Below are 17313 nucleotides of genomic sequence, written 5' to 3'. Positions count from 1 at the left end.
GCACGCGCTTGCTCGCCCCGGCTTGATGTTATGAAGGCAGGAACGAACCGGCCGGCCAGGCCCCGGAACCCCGAATTAATCGCGCATTTTAACCCTATCGGGCCGTCCTTGCTTCGGTGCCGTATCGACACCGTTGCAATTGCGGGAGAGCCGCGTCGGCGCTGGCGCGCGCGGAACCCGGTAAACTGCGCGGTTTCGCGGGCGGCCGCTCCGGCTGCCCGCCATCGCGCTCATTTCAAGGCCATTCGATGACCGTCGATTCTTACGCGTATTGCCCGTCCGCCCCTGCGGGGCCGGGTGTTTTGTTCCAGACCCTTATTGATGTCGCACGCGCCGGTGCCCGGCAGGGGGCAGGCCGATGATGCTCGCGATCGCCTTCCTGGTGTCCGGCCTGTCGCTGGTGATCTGGATCGTGCTGCTCGTCGCGCGCGGCGGCTTCTGGCGCGCGCAGCCCGCGCGGCCGCTGCCGCCCGACGCCCGCGGCGCGGCGGCCGAGGCCGGCTGGCCGGCCGTCGTGGCCGTCGTGCCGGCGCGCAACGAAGCCGACGTGATCGCCCGCGCGGCGACTTCGCTGCTCGAGCAGGACTATCCGGGCGACTTTCATCTGATCATCGTCGACGACCACAGCGAAGACGGCACCGCCGACGCGGCCCGCGCGGCCGCGCTCGCGATCAACCGCGCCGACCGGCTGACGGTGCTGAGCGCGAAGCCGCTGCCGGCCGGCTGGTCGGGCAAGGTGTGGGCGCAGTCGCAGGGGATCGCGGCCGTGCAGACGCTCGGCCTGCGGGCCGACTACCTGCTGCTGACGGATGCCGACATCGGCCATCCGCCCGACGCCGTCGCGCAGCTCGTCACGCGCGCGCAGGCCGAAAATCGCGATCTCGTGTCGCTGATGGTGCGGCTGCGCTGCGATTCGTTCTGGGAAAAGGCGTTGATTCCGGCGTTCGTGTTCTTCTTCGCGAAGCTGTACCCGTTCTCGTGGATCAACAACCCGCGCAACCGGACGGCCGGCGCCGCGGGCGGCTGCATGCTCGTGAAGCGCACGGCGCTCGAGGAAGCGGGCGGCATCGAATCGATTCGCGGCGCGCTGATCGACGACTGCAGCCTTGCCGCGCAGATCAAGCATCGCGGCGGCGGCCGCCATCCGATCCGGCTCGATCTCGCCGATCGCAGCGTGTCGCTGCGCCCGTACGACAGCTGGCGCGACATCTGGAACATGATCGCGCGCACCGCGTTCACGCAGTTGCACTATTCGCCGCTACTGCTGGCCGGCACGCTGCTCGGGATGACGATCATCTATCTGGTGCCGCCCGTCGCCGCGCTGGCCTACGGCGCGCGCGCATGGCCGGCCTGGCTCGCGTGGGCGTCGATGTGCGCCGCGTATGCGCCGATGCTGCGCTACTACCGGCGCTCGCCGCTGTGGGCGCCCGCGCTGCCGCTCGTCGCGCTGTTCTACGTCGGCGCGACGTTCGCGTCCGCGTGGCGTTACTGGCGCGGCAAGGGCGGCCAGTGGAAGGCGCGCGTGCAGGCGCCGGTGGAGCGCTGACCCACGCCGGCGGATGCCGCTGCCGTACCGATAAACCGGCCCCCTGAAAACACACAGCCCGGATCGACGCAAGCCGATTCGGGCTGTTTGCTTTCCGGCCGGTTGCCGGCCGATGCCGGCGCTTACCGCTGCGTCAGCATCATGTACATCTGGATCACGACGTCCGGCGAGAACGTGAACGGCACCCAGCCGTAGCCCGTGTGGCGCGCGACCAGCAGGCGGTCGCCGTTCGCCTGCTTCTGCACGGCCATCATCGGGTTCTTCGTCGTCACGAAACGCCAGCCGGCCGGAATGCCGGGCGGCGGCTCCGGCTGCATCGACGCGCGTGCATGCGCGAGCTCCTCGATCAACTGGCCCAGTTGCTCGGGATGCAGCGTGATCGACTGGCCGTTGATGGACAGCGTGAGTTCGTTCTGGGACGGGCGCGACACGTGCAGCGTCGCCTTGTCGGCAGGCGCGGCAGCGGCGCCGGCTTCAACCGCGGTTTCGGCTCGTGTGGTCGGAATCGGTGCCGTCTCGGCATCGGCCGGCGCGCCGGCTGCTTCGACCACTTCGACCGTCTCGACCGTTTCAGCCACGGCCGGCGCGGCCGCGTTCACGGACGCTGGCGGCGCCACCGCCGGCTCGACGACTTCAGCCGCCACGGCGGTTGCCGCCGCGCTCGTCGCGGCTTCCTGGACGACGGCCTCGACCAGCGCCTCGGCGTCGGCGATGGCCTTCGCGTGGTGCTGCGCGGCCGCTTCGGCCTGAGCGATCGCCTCGGTATGGCGCTGCGTGATGGCTTCGGCTTCGGCGGTGGCCTCGGCGTGGCGTTGCGCGGCGGCTTCGGCCTGGGCGATCGCCTCGGCGTGGCGTTGCGTGACGGCCTCGGCCTCGGCGATCGCGGCCCGGTGGCGCTGTGCGGCGGCCTCGGCTTCGGCGGTCGCTTCCGCGTGGCGCTTCGCGGCGGCTTCGGCTTCGGCGGTCGCCGCCGCATGACGTTGCGCGGCCGCTTCGGCTTCGGTCGCGGCAGCGTGATGACGCTGCGCGGCGGCCTCGGCTTCGGCGATCGCCGCCGCGTGCCGCTGCGATGCGGCCTCGGCATCCGCGTGACGTTGCGCGAGCGCTTCGGTCAGCGCGGTGGCTTCCGCATGGCGCTGCGAAGCGGCTTCGGCTTGCGCGGCGGCATCGGTATGGCGTTGGGCGGCCGCCTCGGCGACGGCGGTGGCATCGGCATGGCGCCGCTGCGCGGCTTCGGCATCGGCGGCGGCGGCCGTATGGCGCTGCGCGGCGGCCTTCGCTTCGGCTTCCGCCGCCGCGTGGCGCTCGGCGGCAGCCCGGGCCTCCGCCGCGGCGGCGCGCGCGAAGGCTTCCGCGCTGCGTGCCGCCTGCTGCGCGGCGTGGTGATCGTGGAGGAGCTGATCGACGCCCGTGGCGAGCGAAGCGATCTGATCGTTGAGGTTCATGCGTGTCTTCTCTGCGTAAGACCCGCGATTTTAACCGCTGCGCCGATGCCGGTCCGTGCGCGACGTGTAACAAAGTGCGCAAAGCGGCGCGAGGTGCGCCGCTTTGTGTTACTTCAGGTAGCCCGCCGAGCCGAACCAGTCGAGCGCATCGCGCAGCCCTTCGCGATACGGGCGCGCCCGGTAGCCGAGCTCGCGCTCGGCCTTCGCGGACGTGAAATACATCTTGTTCTTCGACATCCGCAGCCCGTCCACGGTGACGAACGGCTCCTTCTTCGTGAACTTCGCGACCGCTTCGGCGCCCACCGCGAGCGGATACAGCGGCCAGCGCGGCAGCGCGATCGTCGGCGCCTTGCGGCCCGTCATCTGCGCGATGTCCGCGAGCATCTGCTGCAGCGGCAGGTTCTCGCCGCCGAGGATGTAGCGCTCGCCGATCCGGCCGCGCTCGAGCGCGAGGAAGTGGCCGTGCGCGACGTCGTCGACGTGCACGAGGTTCAGCCCCGTATCGACGAACGCGGGAATCTTGCCGAGCGCGGCCTCGACGATGATGCGGCCGGTCGGCGTCGGTTTCACGTCGCGCGGGCCGATCGGCGTCGACGGATTGACGATCACGGCCGGCAGCCCTTCGTCGGCGATCATCCGTTCGACCGCGCGCTCCGCGAGCACCTTGCTGCGCTTGTAGACGCCGATCGCCTGCTCGGCCGTGAGCGGCCGGTTCTCGTCGGACGGGTCGCCGGCGCTCGTCACCTTCAGCGTCGCGACGCTGCTCGTGTAGACGATCCGCTCGACGCCTTCCGCGCGGGCCGCGCGCATCGTCGCGACCGCGCCTTCGAGGTTCGCGCGCTCGATCTCGTCGGGATCGGGCGCCCACAGCCGGTAGTCGGCCGCCACGTGCAGCAGGTAGCGCACGCCGCGCAGCGCGGCGCGCATCGACGCCTCGTCGCGCATGTCGCCGGTGACGATCTCGGCATCGAGATCCGCGACGTTCGTGCGCGGACTGGTCGGGCGCACGAGCACGCGCACCGCATAGCCTTTCTGCTGCGCGATGCGCGCGACGGCCGAGCCGACGAAACCGGACGCGCCGGTGACGAGAACGAGATCGCGGGAAGTATCAGTCATGCGTTTCCTTCTGGGCCGCGCGGGCGGCGCGGCGGTTGGGCATCGGCGAGATTGTACGTGGTCGGCGTGCGCGGCGACGCCCGGCCGGCGCGTGTGCGAAGCGGCCGACGCGACTACAATGCCGGGCTTGAATGCAACGGGAGGGCGACGCGATGAGCCGCAATGAACTGGACGAACGGATCGAGACCTACTACGTGCGGGTGCGCGGCGTCGTGCAGGGCGTCGGCTTTCGTCATGCGACGGTGCGCGAAGCGCATGCGCTGAAGCTGCGCGGCTGGGTCGCGAATCTCGAGGACGGCACCGTCGAGGCGATGATCCAGGGGCCCGGCGCACAGATCGACCGGATGCTCGCGTGGCTGCGTCACGGGCCGCCCGCCGCGCGCGTGACCGAGGTGACGTTCGAGGAACGCCGCACCGAGAAGCGCTTCGAACGTTTCCAGCAGCAGTAAGGGGCACACGACGATCATGACGGGGTATCCGGAGGCGGGGCGCGGCCTGATGCTGTCGGTGATGGCATCGACGCTGTTCGCGCTGATGTCGGCTTACGCGAAACTGCTCGCGCCGCTCACGGGGCTCGACATCTTCGCGTGGCGCATCCTCTGGACCGCGCCGGGCGCGCTCGCGCTGATCGCGCTGCGCGGCCGCTGGCCGGCGCTCGTCGCCCTCGCCGCGCGCGGTGCGCGCGACTGGCGCCTGCTGATCGCGCTACCGGCGAGCGCGGCGCTGCTCGGCGTGCAGCTGTGGCTATTCCTGTGGGCGCCGCTGCACGGCCGCATGCTCGAGGTGTCGCTCGGCTATTTCCTGCTGCCGCTGACGATGGTGCTCGTCGGCCGCTTCTACTATCACGAACGGCTCGACCCGCTGCAATGGGCGGCGGTCGCCTGTGCGGCGCTCGGTGTCGCGCACGAGGTGTGGGCGACGCGCGCGTTCGCGTGGCCGACGCTGGTCGTCGCGCTCGGCTATCCGCCGTATTTCGTGCTGCGCCGGCGCATCAGCGCCGATTCGCTGGCCGCGTTCGCGATCGAGATCGTGCTGCTGTGCCCGGTCGCGTTCGCGATGGTCGCGACGAGCACGACGCGTGTCGCCGGCCATCCGCTGCTGTGGGCCGCGCTGCTGCCGGGGCTCGGCATTCTCAGCACGCTCGCGCTCGCGAGCTACCTGAAGGCGAGCCGCATGCTGCCGATGGCGCTGTTCGGGATTCTCGGCTACGTCGAGCCGGTGCTGCTCGTCGTGGTGTCGCTGCTGCTGCTCGGCGAAACGCTGAGCGTCGCGCAGCTCGCGACGTACGGGCCGATCTGGGCTGCCGTCGCGCTCACCGCGTGGCACGGCGCGATGCTGATGCGGCGCCTGCCCGCGCGCGGGTAACGGCCTCGTCGCGATGCGCGGGCCGTGCGGAAACGTGCCGCGCATCGCGTGCTTCATCGACCGTCGAGCGGCGCCCGTTTCGCTGCCGAATCCCGCCGAATCCATTCGATACCGACCGTCAACCGACGCCGCGCTGACGCGAATCTGGCGACGCCGTCAGCTTTATTGCGCCACGCTCGCGCGTGTAATCGAAGAGAAGATTCAGTTGCATTTTGTTACTTAGGGTCTCCGCTGATCGGCCATTAGACTGACCTGACCGACTTCCCTTCGTATGCAGATTTTCGATGAACGGTCATCTCCGTGCCTGGCCAGCCGGGTTGGCGCGATACGGGCATACGCGTATCGCCGCTGATCGCGTTCGCCTGCTTGTTCCCGATCCCCTCCCCGGTGCGCGTTGCACCGCCGCCGTACAGGTGCGCTCATGTCGTTGAGCCCGCTGCATACCATTACGGTGCAGCCGCCGCGCAGCGGCCGCCTGATCGAAATCGATTTCTTCCGCGGGCTGGTGCTGTTGATGATCGTCGTCGATCACATCGGGGCGAGCGTGCTGTCGCGCGTGACGCTGCACGCGTTCGCGCTGTGCGATGCGGCCGAGGTGTTCGTGTTCCTCGGCGGCTTCGCGACCGCGAGCGCGTACGGCGCGATCGCCGAGCGGCACGGCGCGCGCGCCGCGCAGCAGCGGTTCGTGCGGCGCGCGATGCAGATCTACCGCGCGTTTCTCGCGACGTCGACGCTGATGCTCGTCGTGTCGGCGGTGCTCGACCACTACGGGATCGATGCGCCGAACCTCGCGCTCGACGACGTCAGCGTGATGCTCGCGTCGCCGCTCACGGGGCTCGCCGAGCTGCTGACGTTCCAGCGCCAGCCGTATCTCGCGTCGGTGCTGCCGATGTACGTGCTGTTCGCGCTCGCGTCGCCGGTGCTGGTGCCGTTCGCGCGGCGCCATCCGTGGCCGCTCGTCGCGCTCAGCGTCGCGTCGTGGCTCGCGGCGGCCTGGCTCGGCCCGGAGCTGCTGGACACCGACGGCTTCCGCTGGAGCTTCAACCCGTTCGCGTGGCAACTGATGTTCGTCGCCGGCGTGCTCGCGCGCTGCCAGCCGTTCTACCAGCGCATCGCGCTCGGCCGCTGGGGCGCCGCGGCGACCGGGCTCGCGTGCGCGATCGTGCTCGGTTGCGCGAGCTACAAGCTGTTCTCGGGGCTGCCGGTGCCGGAAGGCGTGTTCAAGCGCGATCTCGCGCTGCCGCGCGTCGTGAGCTTCGCGGCCGTCGCGTGGCTGATGGCCGATTGCGTGCGCTTCGGCTGGATCGCGCGGATCGCGCAGGGCGTGCGGCCCGTCGTGGCGGTCGGCCAGCGCGGGCTGGTCTGCTTCGTCGCGGGCGCGGCGATCTCGCTCGTGATCGATTCGCTGCTGCATCCGGTCGTGCGCGGCGCCGATCTGCGGCATGTCGGCGTGGGCCTCGTGGCCGACGCGTGCGCGCTCGGGCTGATGATGGCGGTGGCCGGTTCGGGAACGTGGATCGCGCGATGGCGCGGCGCGGCGGCGTAGGCGCGCGGAAGTGGCGTATGCGGCGCGGCAGGCGCCGCGCGGCGTCAGTGAGGTGAGCCGATACGGGAGCGGGGCGTGGCGGTGGCGTCGTCGGGTTCGGCGTCGTCGCGTTCGTCCTGCGCCGGCTCGTCGCGCTCCGCGAGCACCGCGTCGGCTTCGGCCGCGGCCCGGGCGGCGCGCATCGCGGTGCAGCGCTGCGCGTGCCGGATGTCCGACAGGATCCTCAAAAGCCGCGTCGTCTTGCTTTTCATCGTGTTCTCCCGCCAGTGCGCATCTCGCGAAGCGGATGCGTTGCCTGCAACCAGTGTAGGACGCGTTCGCGTTTCTGGCGGGAGAATGTGGCGTGCATGCCGCACGCCGAGGGATAGTCCTTACTGCGCGGCGGCGGCCTGCGCCTGCAGCGCTTCTTCGCGGCGCTCGTCCGTGCAGCGCTGATGCTGGCGCGACAGGCGGTTCATCAGCGGCAGCAGCAGCAGCGCGAGCAGCATGCCGATCGCGGCGAGCCAGCCGAGCTTCTCGAACAGCGACAGGTAGAGCGGCAGCGATTCGGTGGCCGGCAGTTCGTGCGACGGCATCTGCGCGAAGTTCGCGACGACGCTGCCCAGATACTGCGACACGCCCGTCGCGACGAAATACGCGCCCATCATGAAGCCGCTCATGCGCGCCGGCACGTAGCGGGCGATCATCGCGAGGCCGAGGCCGCTCACCAGCAGCTCGCCGAGCGAGTACAGGCCGTAGCCCCACACCATGAACCACGACGACACGCGGCCGTCGACCGCATAGCGGCCGCTGATCGTGAACACCAGGTAGCCCGCGGCGACCGCACCGAAACCGAGCGCGTACTTCGCGGCGACCGGCAGATCGCGCCCGCCCTTCGCGACGGCGTTGTAGACCCACACGAGCACCGGGCTCAGCAGCATGATCCAGATCGGGTTCAGCGCCTGGAACTGCGCGGCGCTCCACGTGAACAGCGTCGTGCCGAACAGCATGAAGCGCGGATCGACGTTGCGCAGCGCGAACAGCGTCAGCGACGTCGACATCTGCACGTAGAAGATGAAGAACAGGATCACCTGGCCGATCAGCACGAGCGCCGCGATCAGGCCCGCGCGCTCCGAGCGCTCCGATTTCGCGATCATGTACGCGAAGATCGCGAGAATCGCGAATGCGGCCGTCCACACGCTCGCGACCGCGAGCTGCTTGTGCTGCAGCACGTACAGCGTGACCAGCGCGAGCGCGACGCCGCCGGCCGCGACCGCGCCGAGACGCTTCCAGCGGATCGGCTCGTCGTCCGGCTGCGAGCCGACGTGCGCGAGCGTGCGGTGCATCAGCATGAAGTTGAGGATCGCGAGCAGCATGCCGCCGCAGCAGACCGCGAACGCGGTGTGCCAGCCCCAGTGATCCTTGATCCACGGCGTCGCGAGCATCGACACCGTCGAGCCGATGTTGACCGCCATGTAGTAGATCGTGAACGCGCTGTCGATGCGCGCGTCGTCGCCTTCGTAGATGCGGCGCACCAGGTTCGCCGCGTTGGCCTTGAACAGGCCGTTGCCGACGACGATCACGCCGAGCGACGCGTACATGTACGCCAGGTGATCGTTCGGCACCGCGAGCATCAGGTAGCCGGCGCACAGCACGGACGCGCCGATGATCATCGTGCGGCGCGCGCCGAGCACCTTGTCGCCGATCCAGCCGCCGATCGACGGCGCGGCGTAGACGAGCGCGGTGAACGCCCCCCACGTCAGGTTCGCGTGGCTGTCGGTGAAGCCGAGCCGGTCGACCATGAAGAGGACCAGGAGCGCGGCCATGCCGTAGTAGCCGAAGCGCTCCCACATTTCGATGAGGAAGACCGTCGTAAACGATCGGGTCTGTGAAACAGGTGCTTGCATCATCAATCTCGTTTGAAACGGACGGCGCGGATCGCGCGTCGCCTTGGGGTCGAACTGGCGCCGGAGCACGGTGGCCGGGTAGGCTTGGCGTCGGCGATGGAGCAGTCGGGCGGTTAGCCCGGGCCGGGGTCGAACTCCGCGTTGGAAGGCGGAGCAAGCCCCCGACCGGCGCGCGAATGGTAACGTTTGCCGGTCCGGTGCGTCGGGTCCGCGCCACTTAGGGAAACTCCCGATATGGCAGCAGCTTTCAGGAACATTTGTCTCATCATCTACTTGTAAGCTTCGCGACCGTTCTCCGCAAATTCCCGGAGAGCCGCTTGCAGCTTGCCTGTGAAGCCGGCGAGTCTGGCAAGATAGCGCGTCGTTTCGCTCGCTTCGGCCCCTGTTTAGTGCACCGGGCTCAACGCCGAAAGCGTGTACGAAACCGAAGATTAAGCTATCTCTAATTAACTTAGTTACTTTCCATCAAACATTTTTTGACGACCACTTTTCGGCCTGCTATGGTTCCCCCCACTGAAAACTCGCGATCGGCAGACGCTGTCGCACTGGGCAGCAAGATTCGCGCGTTGCGCCAACGTCTGAAGCGCACGCTCGACGACACCGCTACCGCCGCGGGGATTTCGAAGCCGTTTCTGTCTCAAGTCGAGCGCGGGCTCGCGTCGCCGTCACTGACGTCGCTGGCCGGTATCGCCCACGCGCTCGGCGTGACGGTGCAGTACTTCGTGGATACGCCGAGCGAGGAACGCTCGGTGTGCCGAGGCGATCAGTTGCGCTTCTTCGGGTTTGCCGATTCGGCGAACCTGTTCGCGCGACTGACGAACGTGTCCGAAGGGCGCCAGCTGGAGGCGATCCTCGTGAGGATGCCGCCGGGGCAGAAGCGGTCGGAGGTGACGACACATGCAGGAGAGGAGTTCCTGTACGTGATTGAAGGGGAAGTGTCGCTGACGCTGGAAGGCAAGACGTTCGTCCTGCAGGCCGGGGACAGTTCGCACTATCAGTCGACGGTGCCGCACAGCTGGGTCAACACCGCGAAGATCGAGTCGGTGGTGGTCTGGGTCGGTACGCCGCGGCTGTTCTAACGCACGGGTATTCCATCGTTTCTTCGACGGGATGCCCGTCGAAAGAAATGTAAGGAATACTAACATGCAATACGAGAACCACGGGCCTCCCCGATCGCTGCACCCGTCAGCGTCTCACGCGTAAGCCGCGGCATCCGCCGCGCGACGCCCACCGAACCACCTTCTCAAGACCGCCACGATGAAATCCTTGCATGCCATGTCGGCCGTGCTGGCCGCGCTCGCCCTGACGACGCCCGCCGCCCACGCCGTGACCGTTCCGTCCAACGTCGCGCTCGCTCCCCAACAGGACCTCACGCGCCAGGTGCCGGCCGAAGTCGAGTCGCTCGACCCGGCGCACATCGAATCGTGGACCGGCAACACGATCGGCCTCGACCTGTTCGAAGGGCTCGCGCGCATCGACGCGGCCGGCCAGATCGTGCCGGGCGTGGCGCTGTCGTGGGAACGCAAGACGCCGCAGACCTGGATCTTCAAGCTTCGCCACGACGCGAAGTGGAGCAACGGCCAGCCGGTGACGGCCGCCGATTTCGTCTACTCGTGGCAGCGTCTCGTCGATCCGAAGACGGGCTCGAAGTACACGATCCTCGTCGAGTTCATCAAGAACTCGAAGGACATCATCGCCGGCAAGGCCGCGCCGTCGACGCTCGGCGTGCGTGCGGTCGATCCGTACACGCTGGAAGTGACGACCGACGTGCCCGTCGCGTTCTTCCCCGAACTGACCGCGATGGCGCCGCTCGCGCCGGTGAACAAGGACGTGGTCGCGAAGTTCGGCGACGCGTGGACGCGCCCGGGCAACATCGTCAGCAACGGCGCGTACCAGCTCGCCGACTGGCAGCCGAACAACCGCATCGTGGCGACGAAGGACGCGAAGTACTGGAACGCGTCGAAGGTCGTGATCAACAAGGTCACGTACCTGCCGATCGAAAGCGACGAAACCGCGATGCGCATGTACCAGGCCGGCCAGATCGACTACAGCTACTCGATCCCGTCGGGCATCTTCCAGCAGGTCAGCAAGCAGTTCGGCGGCGAGCTGCGCCAGGGCCTGCAGCTCGCGACCTACTACTACTACCTGAACAACAGCGACGCGGCGCTGAAGGACAAGCGCGTGCGCCAGGCGCTGTCGATGGTGATCGATCGCGACGTGCTCACGTCGAAGCTCACGCAGGCCGGCGAGAAGCCGATGTACGGGCTGATGCCGAACGGCACGAAGGGCGTGCAGCAGCCGTTCACGCCGGAATGGGCGTCGTGGCCGATGGCCAGGCGCGTCGCGGCCGCGAAGGACCTGCTGAAGCAGGCCGGCTACTCGGACGCGAAGCCGCTGTCGTTTACGCTCACGTACAACACCAACGACCTGCACAAGAAGGTCGCGCTGTTCGCCGCGTCGGAGTGGCGCACGAAGCTCGGCATCAACACGAAGCTCGAGAACGTCGAGTTCAAGGTGCTGATGAAGCAGCGGCACGACGGCAAGGTGCAGATCGCGCGTGACGGCTGGTTCGCCGACTACAACGACGCGATGACCTTCTTCGACCTGATCCGCTGCGGCAGCGCGCAGAACACCGTCGGCTACTGCAACAAGCAGGTGGACGCGCTCGTCGAGGAAGGCAACCAGAAGCTCGACGACCAGGCGCGCGCCGCGCTGCTCACGCAGGCGCACGACATGGCGATGAAGGACACGCCGATGGTGCCGCTGTTCCAGTATTCGGCCGACCGTCTCGTGAAGTCGTACGTGGGCGGCTATTCGCTGAAGAACGTGATCGACATGCGCGCCTCGCAGGACATGTACCTGATCAAGCACTGAGCGGAGCGATCATGCTGGCCTACGCATTGAGGCGCACGTTGTGGGCGGTGCCGACGATCCTCGCGGTCATCACCGTCTGCTACCTGCTGCTGCACTTCACGCCCGGCGGCCCGTTCGATACGGAGAAGCAGTTGTCCGCCGCGACGCTCGCGAACCTGAACGCGAAGTACCACCTCGACGAGCCGCTGTGGAAGCAGTACCTGCTGTATCTCGGCTCGCTGCTGCACGGCGATCTCGGTCCGTCGTTCCGTTACGTCGACTGGTCGGTCAACGATCTCGTGAAGAAGGCGCTGCCCGTGAGCCTCGGCGTCGGCGGCGTGTCGATCCCGATCTCGATCGTGCTCGGCGTGCTGCTCGGCACCGTCGCGGCCGTGCGCCGCGACAGCGTGATCGACCGCTTCGTGATGCTGATCGGCAACTTCGGCAACGTCGTGCCGCCGTTCGTGCTCGGCCCCGTGATGGTGTGGATCTTCGCGATCCTGCTGAAGACGTCGGCCGGCAACGGCTGGCTGCCGGCCGGCGGCTGGGGCGACGGCGGCTGGCGGTACCGGTTGCTGCCGATCGCGCTGCTGACCCTCATCAACGTGTCGCTGCTCGCGCGCGTGATGCGCGGCTCGATGATCGAGACGCTGTCGAGCAACTACATCCGCACCGCGCGCGCGAAGGGCCTGCCGGGCTCGACCATCGTGCTGCGCCACGCGCTCAAGCCCGCGCTGATGCCGGTCGTGTCGCTATTCGGCACGGTCTGCATCACGTCGATCACGGCGGCCGTCGTCACCGAATCGGTGTTCGCGCTGCCGGGCCTCGGGCAGCTCGTCGTGAACGGTGCGATCAACCGCGACTACACGCTGGTGCTCGGCCTCGTCGTGCTGACGACCGTCTTCGCGGTGCTGTTCAACCTGCTGGTCGACCTCGCGTACGCGTGGCTCGATCCGCGCATCCGTTATTGAGCGAGGCACAGCGATGACCCCGACCACTCCCGTCGTCGGCCTGCCCGTGCAGACCGATTCGCCGCCGCGTTCGCGCTCGCCGCTCGAGCTGGCGTTCGCACGCTTCCTTCACAACCGTGCGGCCGTGTTCAGCCTCGTGCTGCTCGCGCTGATCACGCTCGCGTGCTTCGTCGGCCCGTGGCTGCTCGCGGCCGATCCCGCCGCGAGCGACTGGGCCTCGATCAGCCTGCCGCCGACCTGGGCGAACCAGCACTGGTTCGGCACCGACGAGCTCGGCCGCGACCTGCTCGTGCGCACGCTGATCGGCGGCCGCGTATCGATCGAGGTCGGCCTGCTCGGCACGCTCGTGTCGGGCCTGTTCGGCGTCGCGTGGGGCGCGACCGCCGGCTTCGCGGGCGGCCGCGTCGACGCCGTGATGATGCGCGTCGTCGACATGATGTACGCGATCCCGTACCTGCTGATCGCGATCCTGATGATGACCCTGTTCGGCCGCTCGTTCATGCTGGTCGTGCTGACCATCAGCGCGTTCTCGTGGATCGACATGGCGCGCGTCGTGCGCGGCCAGACGCTGTCGCTGCGCAACCGCGAGTTCGTCGATGCGGCGCGCGCGATCGGCGTGTCGCCGGCGTCGATCGTGCTGCGCCACGTCGTGCCGAACCTGCTCGGCGTGGTCGTCGTGTACGCGACGGTCTCGGTGCCGAACATCGTGCTGACCGAATCGGTGCTGTCGTTCCTCGGCCTCGGCGTGCAGGAGCCGATGACGAGCTGGGGCGTGCTGATCCAGGACGGCGCGCAGAAACTGGAATCGATGCCGTGGCTGCTGCTGGCCCCGGCCGTCATGCTGTGCGTGACGCTCTACTGCGTGAACTTCGTCGGCGATGGCCTGCGTGACGCGCTCGACCCGAAGGATCGCTGAAGATGGCCGCTCTGTTGGAAGTTGAAAACCTCGGCGTGCGCTTCACGCGCAAGGATGCGCCGCCGATCGACGCCGTGAACGGCGTGTCGTTCTCGCTCGAAGCCGGCAAGACGCTCGGCATCGTCGGCGAATCGGGCTCCGGCAAGAGCCAGACCGTGATGGCGCTGCTCGGCCTGCTGGCCGGCAACGGCACGACGACCGGCGCCGCACGCTACCGCGGCGACAACCTGCTCGACATGGATACGCGCGCGCTGAACGCGGTGCGCGGCGACCGCATCGCGATGATCTTCCAGGATCCGATGACGTCGCTCAATCCGTTCCTGACGATCGAGCGGCAGATGACCGAGACGCTGCAGCTGCATCGCAAGCTGTCGCGCAAGGAAGCGATCAAGCGCGCGATCGAGGCGCTCGAATCGGTGCGCATTCCCGACGCGGCGCGCCGCATCCGCATGTATCCGCACGAGTTCTCGGGCGGCATGCGTCAGCGCGTGATGATCGCGATGGCGCTCTTGTCCGAGCCGGAAATCCTGATCGCCGACGAGCCGACCACCGCGCTCGACGTGACCGTGCAGGCGCAGATCATCGACCTGCTGCGCGAGCTGAACCGCGAGCGCGGCACCGCGATCGTGCTGATCACGCACGACATGGGCGTGGTCGCCGGCCTCGCCGACGACGTGATGGTCATGTACGCGGGCCGCACGGTCGAATACGCGCCGGCCGACTCGATCTTCGCGGCGCCGTCGCATCCGTACACGATCGGCCTGCTCAACGCGCTGCCGCGCCTGACCGACGCGGACGATGCGCCGCTCGTCGCGATTCCCGGCAACCCGCCGATGCCCGGCACCGCGCCGGCCGGCTGCGCGTTCGCGAAGCGCTGCACGTATGCGGAAGAACGCTGCGGCGCCGAGCGCCCGGCGCTCGAAACCTATGGCGCCGCGGGCGCGGTGCGCGCGTGCCACCGGCCCGTGGCCGATCTGATCGGAGGTCTGCGATGAGCGTCGATGAACGCCGCCAAGCCGGCGCGACGGACGACATGCTGCTGTCCGTCGACAATCTGAAAGTGCATTTCCGCGTGCCGCTCGGCGGCTATCCGTGGTCGCCGAAGGGCACGCTGCGCGCGGTCGACGGCGTGTCGTTCGACGTCAAGCGCGGCGAGACGGTCGGGCTCGTCGGCGAATCGGGCTGCGGGAAATCGACGCTCGCGCGGGCGTTGATCGGCCTCGTGCCGATGACGGCCGGCACCGTGAAATGGCGCGGCCAGGCCGTCGCGCCCGATCACCTGCGCGGCACCGCGATGCGGCGCGAAGTGCAGATGATCTTTCAGGATCCGCTCGCGTCGCTCGACCCGCGCATGACGATCGAGCAGGTCGTCGCGGAGCCGCTCGTCACGCATCACGCGGGCCTCGGCCGTACCGAAGTGCGCCGCCGCGTGATCTCGATGCTCGAACGCGTCGGCCTGAACGCGCATCACCTGCTGCGTTATCCGCATGAATTTTCCGGCGGGCAGTGCCAGCGCGTCGGCATTGCGCGCGCGCTGATCAGCGAGCCGAAGCTCGTGATCTGCGACGAACCGGTATCGGCGCTCGACGTGTCGATCCAGGCGCAGATCGTGAACCTGCTGCGCGATCTCCAACGCGAACTGTCGTTGTCCTATCTGTTCGTCGCGCACGACCTGGCGGTGGTGAAGGCCATCAGCCAGCGCGTGCTCGTGATGTATCTCGGCCGCGTGATGGAGTTCGGCACGCGGCATGACGTGTACGGCGTGCCGCAGCACCCGTACACGAAGGCGCTGCTCGATGCGGCGCCGACGCCGGAGCCGGCGCGCGAGCGTGCTCGCCGTCCGATGCTGCTGGCGGGCGAGATGCCCTCGCCGCTCAACCCGCCGTCCGGCTGCGCGTTCCGCACGCGCTGTCCGGTCGCGATCGACGCATGCGCGCGGGACGTGCCGCTGCCGGAAGTGCGGCAGGGGTCGGCGGCGCGCGTCGCATGCATCCGCGCGGGCGCGGCGTGCTGAAGTGACACAGCAAACATAACCAAGGCAGGTCAACAGGGGTAGGTGCGGCGCGAACGATCTTCGCACCGCGGGTACAGGCGCGTCCTTGGCGGGGCTCGCCGGGGGGCTGGGAGCGGATCGCGACCGGCGTGGACGATATCAACACAAGACGAGAATTATTACGATGAAAAAGCAGAAGACGATCGGGACGGCATCGAAGATGCTGCTTGCATGGGGACTGCCGGCGCTCGCCGGCGTCTCGCTGACGGGCGTCGCGCACGCCGACGACGCGGCCCCCGCGCCGCTGACGGTCGCGCAGGCCGCGCCTGCCGCCGGCTCGGGCGCGGCCGTTGCGCAGGCAACGACCCCGAACGCCATTGTCAATGCCGAGGCCAGCCAGGCCGTCACGCCGCCCGACGAGCCGTCGGCGCAGTCGAAATCGAACGGCTTCATCGCCGACAGCCATCTCGACTTCCTGTTCCGCAACTATTCGGACATCCTCGACAACAAGGGCGGGCCGCATCGCCATGCGTGGGTTCAGGGCGTGATGGCGAACTTCGAGTCCGGCTATACGGCGGGCCTGATCGGCTTCGGCGTCGACGCATCGCTGTACGCGGGCCTGAAGCTCGACGGCGGCGCCGGCGCGGGCAACATGGTGCACGTGGCGAAGGGCGGCGGCGGGTCGAACCAGCTTGCATGGGCGTACCCGGGCATCTACGACGTGAAGGCGCGCATCTCGAACACGGTGGTCAAGTACGGTCTGCAGGCCGTCGACAACCCGTTCATGGAGCAGCACGACAACCGCGCGCTGCCGCCGACGTTCCTCGGTGCGACGATCGTCAGCAATGAATTCAAGAACGTGATGCTCGAGGCCGGCAGCTTCACGAAGACCGACGCACGCGGCCATACGACGCTTACCAACCTGACGACGCAATACGGCGGCACGCGCGTGAACCGCCTGACCTACGTCGGCGGCACGTGGGACTACTCGCCGAACGGCGAGGTCGCGCTGTACGCGAACCAGGCCGACGACGTGTGGCACCAGTACTACGCGTCGGTGAAGCACAGCATCGGCAGCCCGCAGACGATCAAGTGGACCGGCTTCGGCAACGTCTACTCGACGCACGACACGGGCGACGCGCTGCAAGGCAAGATCAACAACAACGCGTACAGCCTGTCGCTGGCGGCGCAGCACGGCCCGCACGAGCTGCTGGTCGGCTTCCAGCAGGTGCTCGGCGACCAGTTCTTCGACTACCTGAACGAAACGAACGGCATCTTCCTGACCAACTCGATGGACGTCGACTACAACGCGCCGCACGAAAAATCGCTGCAGCTGCGTTACACGTTCTACGGCAAGGAAGCGGGCCTGCCCGGCTTCAAGGCGATGGTGTGGGGCGTGACCGGCTGGGGCGCGGACGGCAGCGCGGGCGCGGCGAACGACCCGAGCAAGTCGAGCATCTACTGGAGCAACGGCGCGCCGGTGCAGGGCCGTCACCACGAGTTCGGCTTCATCCCGTCGTACACGTTCCAGAGCGGCAAGCTGAAGAACACGAAGGTCACGTTCATCGCGATGTGGCACAACGGTTCGGCCCACTACTCGGACGCGACGAACACCGAGTACCGTCTGGTCGTGAACCTGCCGCTGCACGCGTTCTGACCGAAGGGGGCGCAAGGCC

Annotated in this window: 15 protein-coding genes; 11 read left to right on the top strand and 4 right to left on the bottom strand. The window is 68.2% G+C overall.

What is annotated here, in order from left to right; translation table 11 throughout:
* Positions 1–358: 358 nt before the first annotated feature.
* On the top strand, positions 359–1546 hold the full coding sequence (locus CFB35_RS27975; protein ID WP_089465864.1) for a glycosyltransferase: 1188 nt from the start codon (positions 359–361) through the stop codon (positions 1544–1546).
* Positions 1547–1668: 122 nt separating this feature from the next.
* Here CFB35_RS27975 and CFB35_RS27970 read toward each other — a convergent pair whose 3' ends face one another.
* Entirely contained in the window at positions 1669–2991 is a 1323-nt protein-coding gene (locus CFB35_RS27970; RefSeq protein WP_060011205.1) for a hypothetical protein, read from the bottom strand.
* Between the two features lie 108 nt (positions 2992–3099).
* Positions 3100–4107, bottom strand: a complete 1008-nt coding sequence (hpnA, locus tag CFB35_RS27965) for a hopanoid-associated sugar epimerase (RefSeq protein WP_011353724.1) — start codon at positions 4105–4107, stop codon at positions 3100–3102.
* A 152-nt stretch (positions 4108–4259) separates the two neighbouring features.
* Between hpnA and CFB35_RS27960 the strand changes: the two genes are divergently transcribed.
* The 3 genes from CFB35_RS27960 (at position 4260) to CFB35_RS27950 (ending at position 7018) form a co-directional block, all read left to right on the top strand.
* Positions 4260–4556: an acylphosphatase gene (locus tag CFB35_RS27960; protein ID WP_006480292.1), complete on the top strand. Its 297-nt coding sequence runs from the start codon at positions 4260–4262 to the stop codon at positions 4554–4556.
* Positions 4557–4572: 16 nt separating this feature from the next.
* Complete coding sequence (gene rarD / locus CFB35_RS27955) at positions 4573–5472, top strand: EamA family transporter RarD (RefSeq protein ID WP_060011207.1); 900 nt, start codon at positions 4573–4575, stop codon at positions 5470–5472.
* Between the two features lie 421 nt (positions 5473–5893).
* Positions 5894–7018: an OpgC domain-containing protein gene (locus tag CFB35_RS27950; protein WP_060011209.1), complete on the top strand. Its 1125-nt coding sequence runs from the start codon at positions 5894–5896 to the stop codon at positions 7016–7018.
* Positions 7019–7062: 44 nt separating this feature from the next.
* Here CFB35_RS27950 and CFB35_RS27945 read toward each other — a convergent pair whose 3' ends face one another.
* Together CFB35_RS27945 and CFB35_RS27940 are read right to left on the bottom strand one after the other, a co-directional pair.
* Complete coding sequence (locus CFB35_RS27945) at positions 7063–7269, bottom strand: hypothetical protein (protein WP_059581729.1); 207 nt, start codon at positions 7267–7269, stop codon at positions 7063–7065.
* 120 nt (positions 7270–7389) lie between these two features.
* Complete coding sequence (locus CFB35_RS27940; protein WP_060011293.1) at positions 7390–8907, bottom strand: peptide MFS transporter; 1518 nt, start codon at positions 8905–8907, stop codon at positions 7390–7392.
* Positions 8908–9404: 497 nt separating this feature from the next.
* Here CFB35_RS27940 and CFB35_RS27930 point away from each other — a divergent pair, with 497 nt between their 5' ends.
* The 7 genes from CFB35_RS27930 to CFB35_RS27900 all read left to right on the top strand — a co-directional run bounded on the left by CFB35_RS27930 (position 9405) and on the right by CFB35_RS27900 (position 17294).
* A complete protein-coding gene (locus CFB35_RS27930) occupies positions 9405–9983 on the top strand; it encodes a cupin domain-containing protein (RefSeq protein ID WP_011548888.1) in 579 nt (192 codons plus the stop codon).
* 178 nt (positions 9984–10161) lie between these two features.
* Complete coding sequence (locus tag CFB35_RS27925; protein WP_059581732.1) at positions 10162–11778, top strand: peptide ABC transporter substrate-binding protein; 1617 nt, start codon at positions 10162–10164, stop codon at positions 11776–11778.
* A gap of 11 nt (positions 11779–11789) precedes the next feature.
* Positions 11790–12728: an ABC transporter permease subunit gene (locus CFB35_RS27920; RefSeq protein ID WP_059644375.1), complete on the top strand. Its 939-nt coding sequence runs from the start codon at positions 11790–11792 to the stop codon at positions 12726–12728.
* 13 nt (positions 12729–12741) lie between these two features.
* On the top strand, positions 12742–13644 hold the full coding sequence (locus CFB35_RS27915; RefSeq protein ID WP_059644373.1) for an ABC transporter permease: 903 nt from the start codon (positions 12742–12744) through the stop codon (positions 13642–13644).
* A 2-nt stretch (positions 13645–13646) separates the two neighbouring features.
* Entirely contained in the window at positions 13647–14639 is a 993-nt protein-coding gene (locus CFB35_RS27910; protein ID WP_059581740.1) for an ABC transporter ATP-binding protein, read from the top strand.
* On the top strand, positions 14636–15658 hold the full coding sequence (locus tag CFB35_RS27905) for an ABC transporter ATP-binding protein (RefSeq protein ID WP_179231802.1): 1023 nt from the start codon (positions 14636–14638) through the stop codon (positions 15656–15658). Before CFB35_RS27910 ends, CFB35_RS27905 begins: the two co-directional genes overlap by 4 nt.
* 163 nt (positions 15659–15821) lie before the next feature.
* On the top strand, positions 15822–17294 hold the full coding sequence (locus CFB35_RS27900) for an OprD family porin (protein ID WP_059581745.1): 1473 nt from the start codon (positions 15822–15824) through the stop codon (positions 17292–17294).
* Positions 17295–17313: the final 19 nt, after the last annotated feature.

Origin of the sequence: Burkholderia sp. AU16482, assembly GCF_002223285.1 — a bacterium.
In the GTDB taxonomy this organism is placed as follows: domain Bacteria; phylum Pseudomonadota; class Gammaproteobacteria; order Burkholderiales; family Burkholderiaceae; genus Burkholderia; species Burkholderia semiarida.
This window is presented reverse-complemented; position numbering and strand designations above follow the sequence as displayed.

What these genes read in the sequence shown, in the direction of transcription:
- rarD (WP_060011207.1), top strand. Translation starts at nt 4,573, where the DNA reads ATGACGGGGTATCCGGAGGCGGGGCGCGGCCTGATGCTGTCGGTGATG.
- CFB35_RS27945 (WP_059581729.1), bottom strand. Translation starts at nt 7,269, where the DNA reads ATGAAAAGCAAGACGACGCGGCTTTTGAGGATCCTGTCGGACATCCGG.
- CFB35_RS27970 (WP_060011205.1), bottom strand. Translation starts at nt 2,991, where the DNA reads ATGAACCTCAACGATCAGATCGCTTCGCTCGCCACGGGCGTCGATCAG.
- CFB35_RS27930 (WP_011548888.1), top strand. Translation starts at nt 9,405, where the DNA reads ATGGTTCCCCCCACTGAAAACTCGCGATCGGCAGACGCTGTCGCACTG.
- CFB35_RS27925 (WP_059581732.1), top strand. Translation starts at nt 10,162, where the DNA reads ATGAAATCCTTGCATGCCATGTCGGCCGTGCTGGCCGCGCTCGCCCTG.
- CFB35_RS27975 (WP_089465864.1), top strand. Translation starts at nt 359, where the DNA reads ATGATGCTCGCGATCGCCTTCCTGGTGTCCGGCCTGTCGCTGGTGATC.
- CFB35_RS27950 (WP_060011209.1), top strand. Translation starts at nt 5,894, where the DNA reads ATGTCGTTGAGCCCGCTGCATACCATTACGGTGCAGCCGCCGCGCAGC.
- CFB35_RS27905 (WP_179231802.1), top strand. Translation starts at nt 14,636, where the DNA reads ATGAGCGTCGATGAACGCCGCCAAGCCGGCGCGACGGACGACATGCTG.
- hpnA (WP_011353724.1), bottom strand. Translation starts at nt 4,107, where the DNA reads ATGACTGATACTTCCCGCGATCTCGTTCTCGTCACCGGCGCGTCCGGT.
- CFB35_RS27920 (WP_059644375.1), top strand. Translation starts at nt 11,790, where the DNA reads ATGCTGGCCTACGCATTGAGGCGCACGTTGTGGGCGGTGCCGACGATC.
- CFB35_RS27915 (WP_059644373.1), top strand. Translation starts at nt 12,742, where the DNA reads ATGACCCCGACCACTCCCGTCGTCGGCCTGCCCGTGCAGACCGATTCG.
- CFB35_RS27940 (WP_060011293.1), bottom strand. Translation starts at nt 8,907, where the DNA reads ATGATGCAAGCACCTGTTTCACAGACCCGATCGTTTACGACGGTCTTC.
- CFB35_RS27900 (WP_059581745.1), top strand. Translation starts at nt 15,822, where the DNA reads ATGAAAAAGCAGAAGACGATCGGGACGGCATCGAAGATGCTGCTTGCA.
- CFB35_RS27910 (WP_059581740.1), top strand. Translation starts at nt 13,647, where the DNA reads ATGGCCGCTCTGTTGGAAGTTGAAAACCTCGGCGTGCGCTTCACGCGC.
- CFB35_RS27960 (WP_006480292.1), top strand. Translation starts at nt 4,260, where the DNA reads ATGAGCCGCAATGAACTGGACGAACGGATCGAGACCTACTACGTGCGG.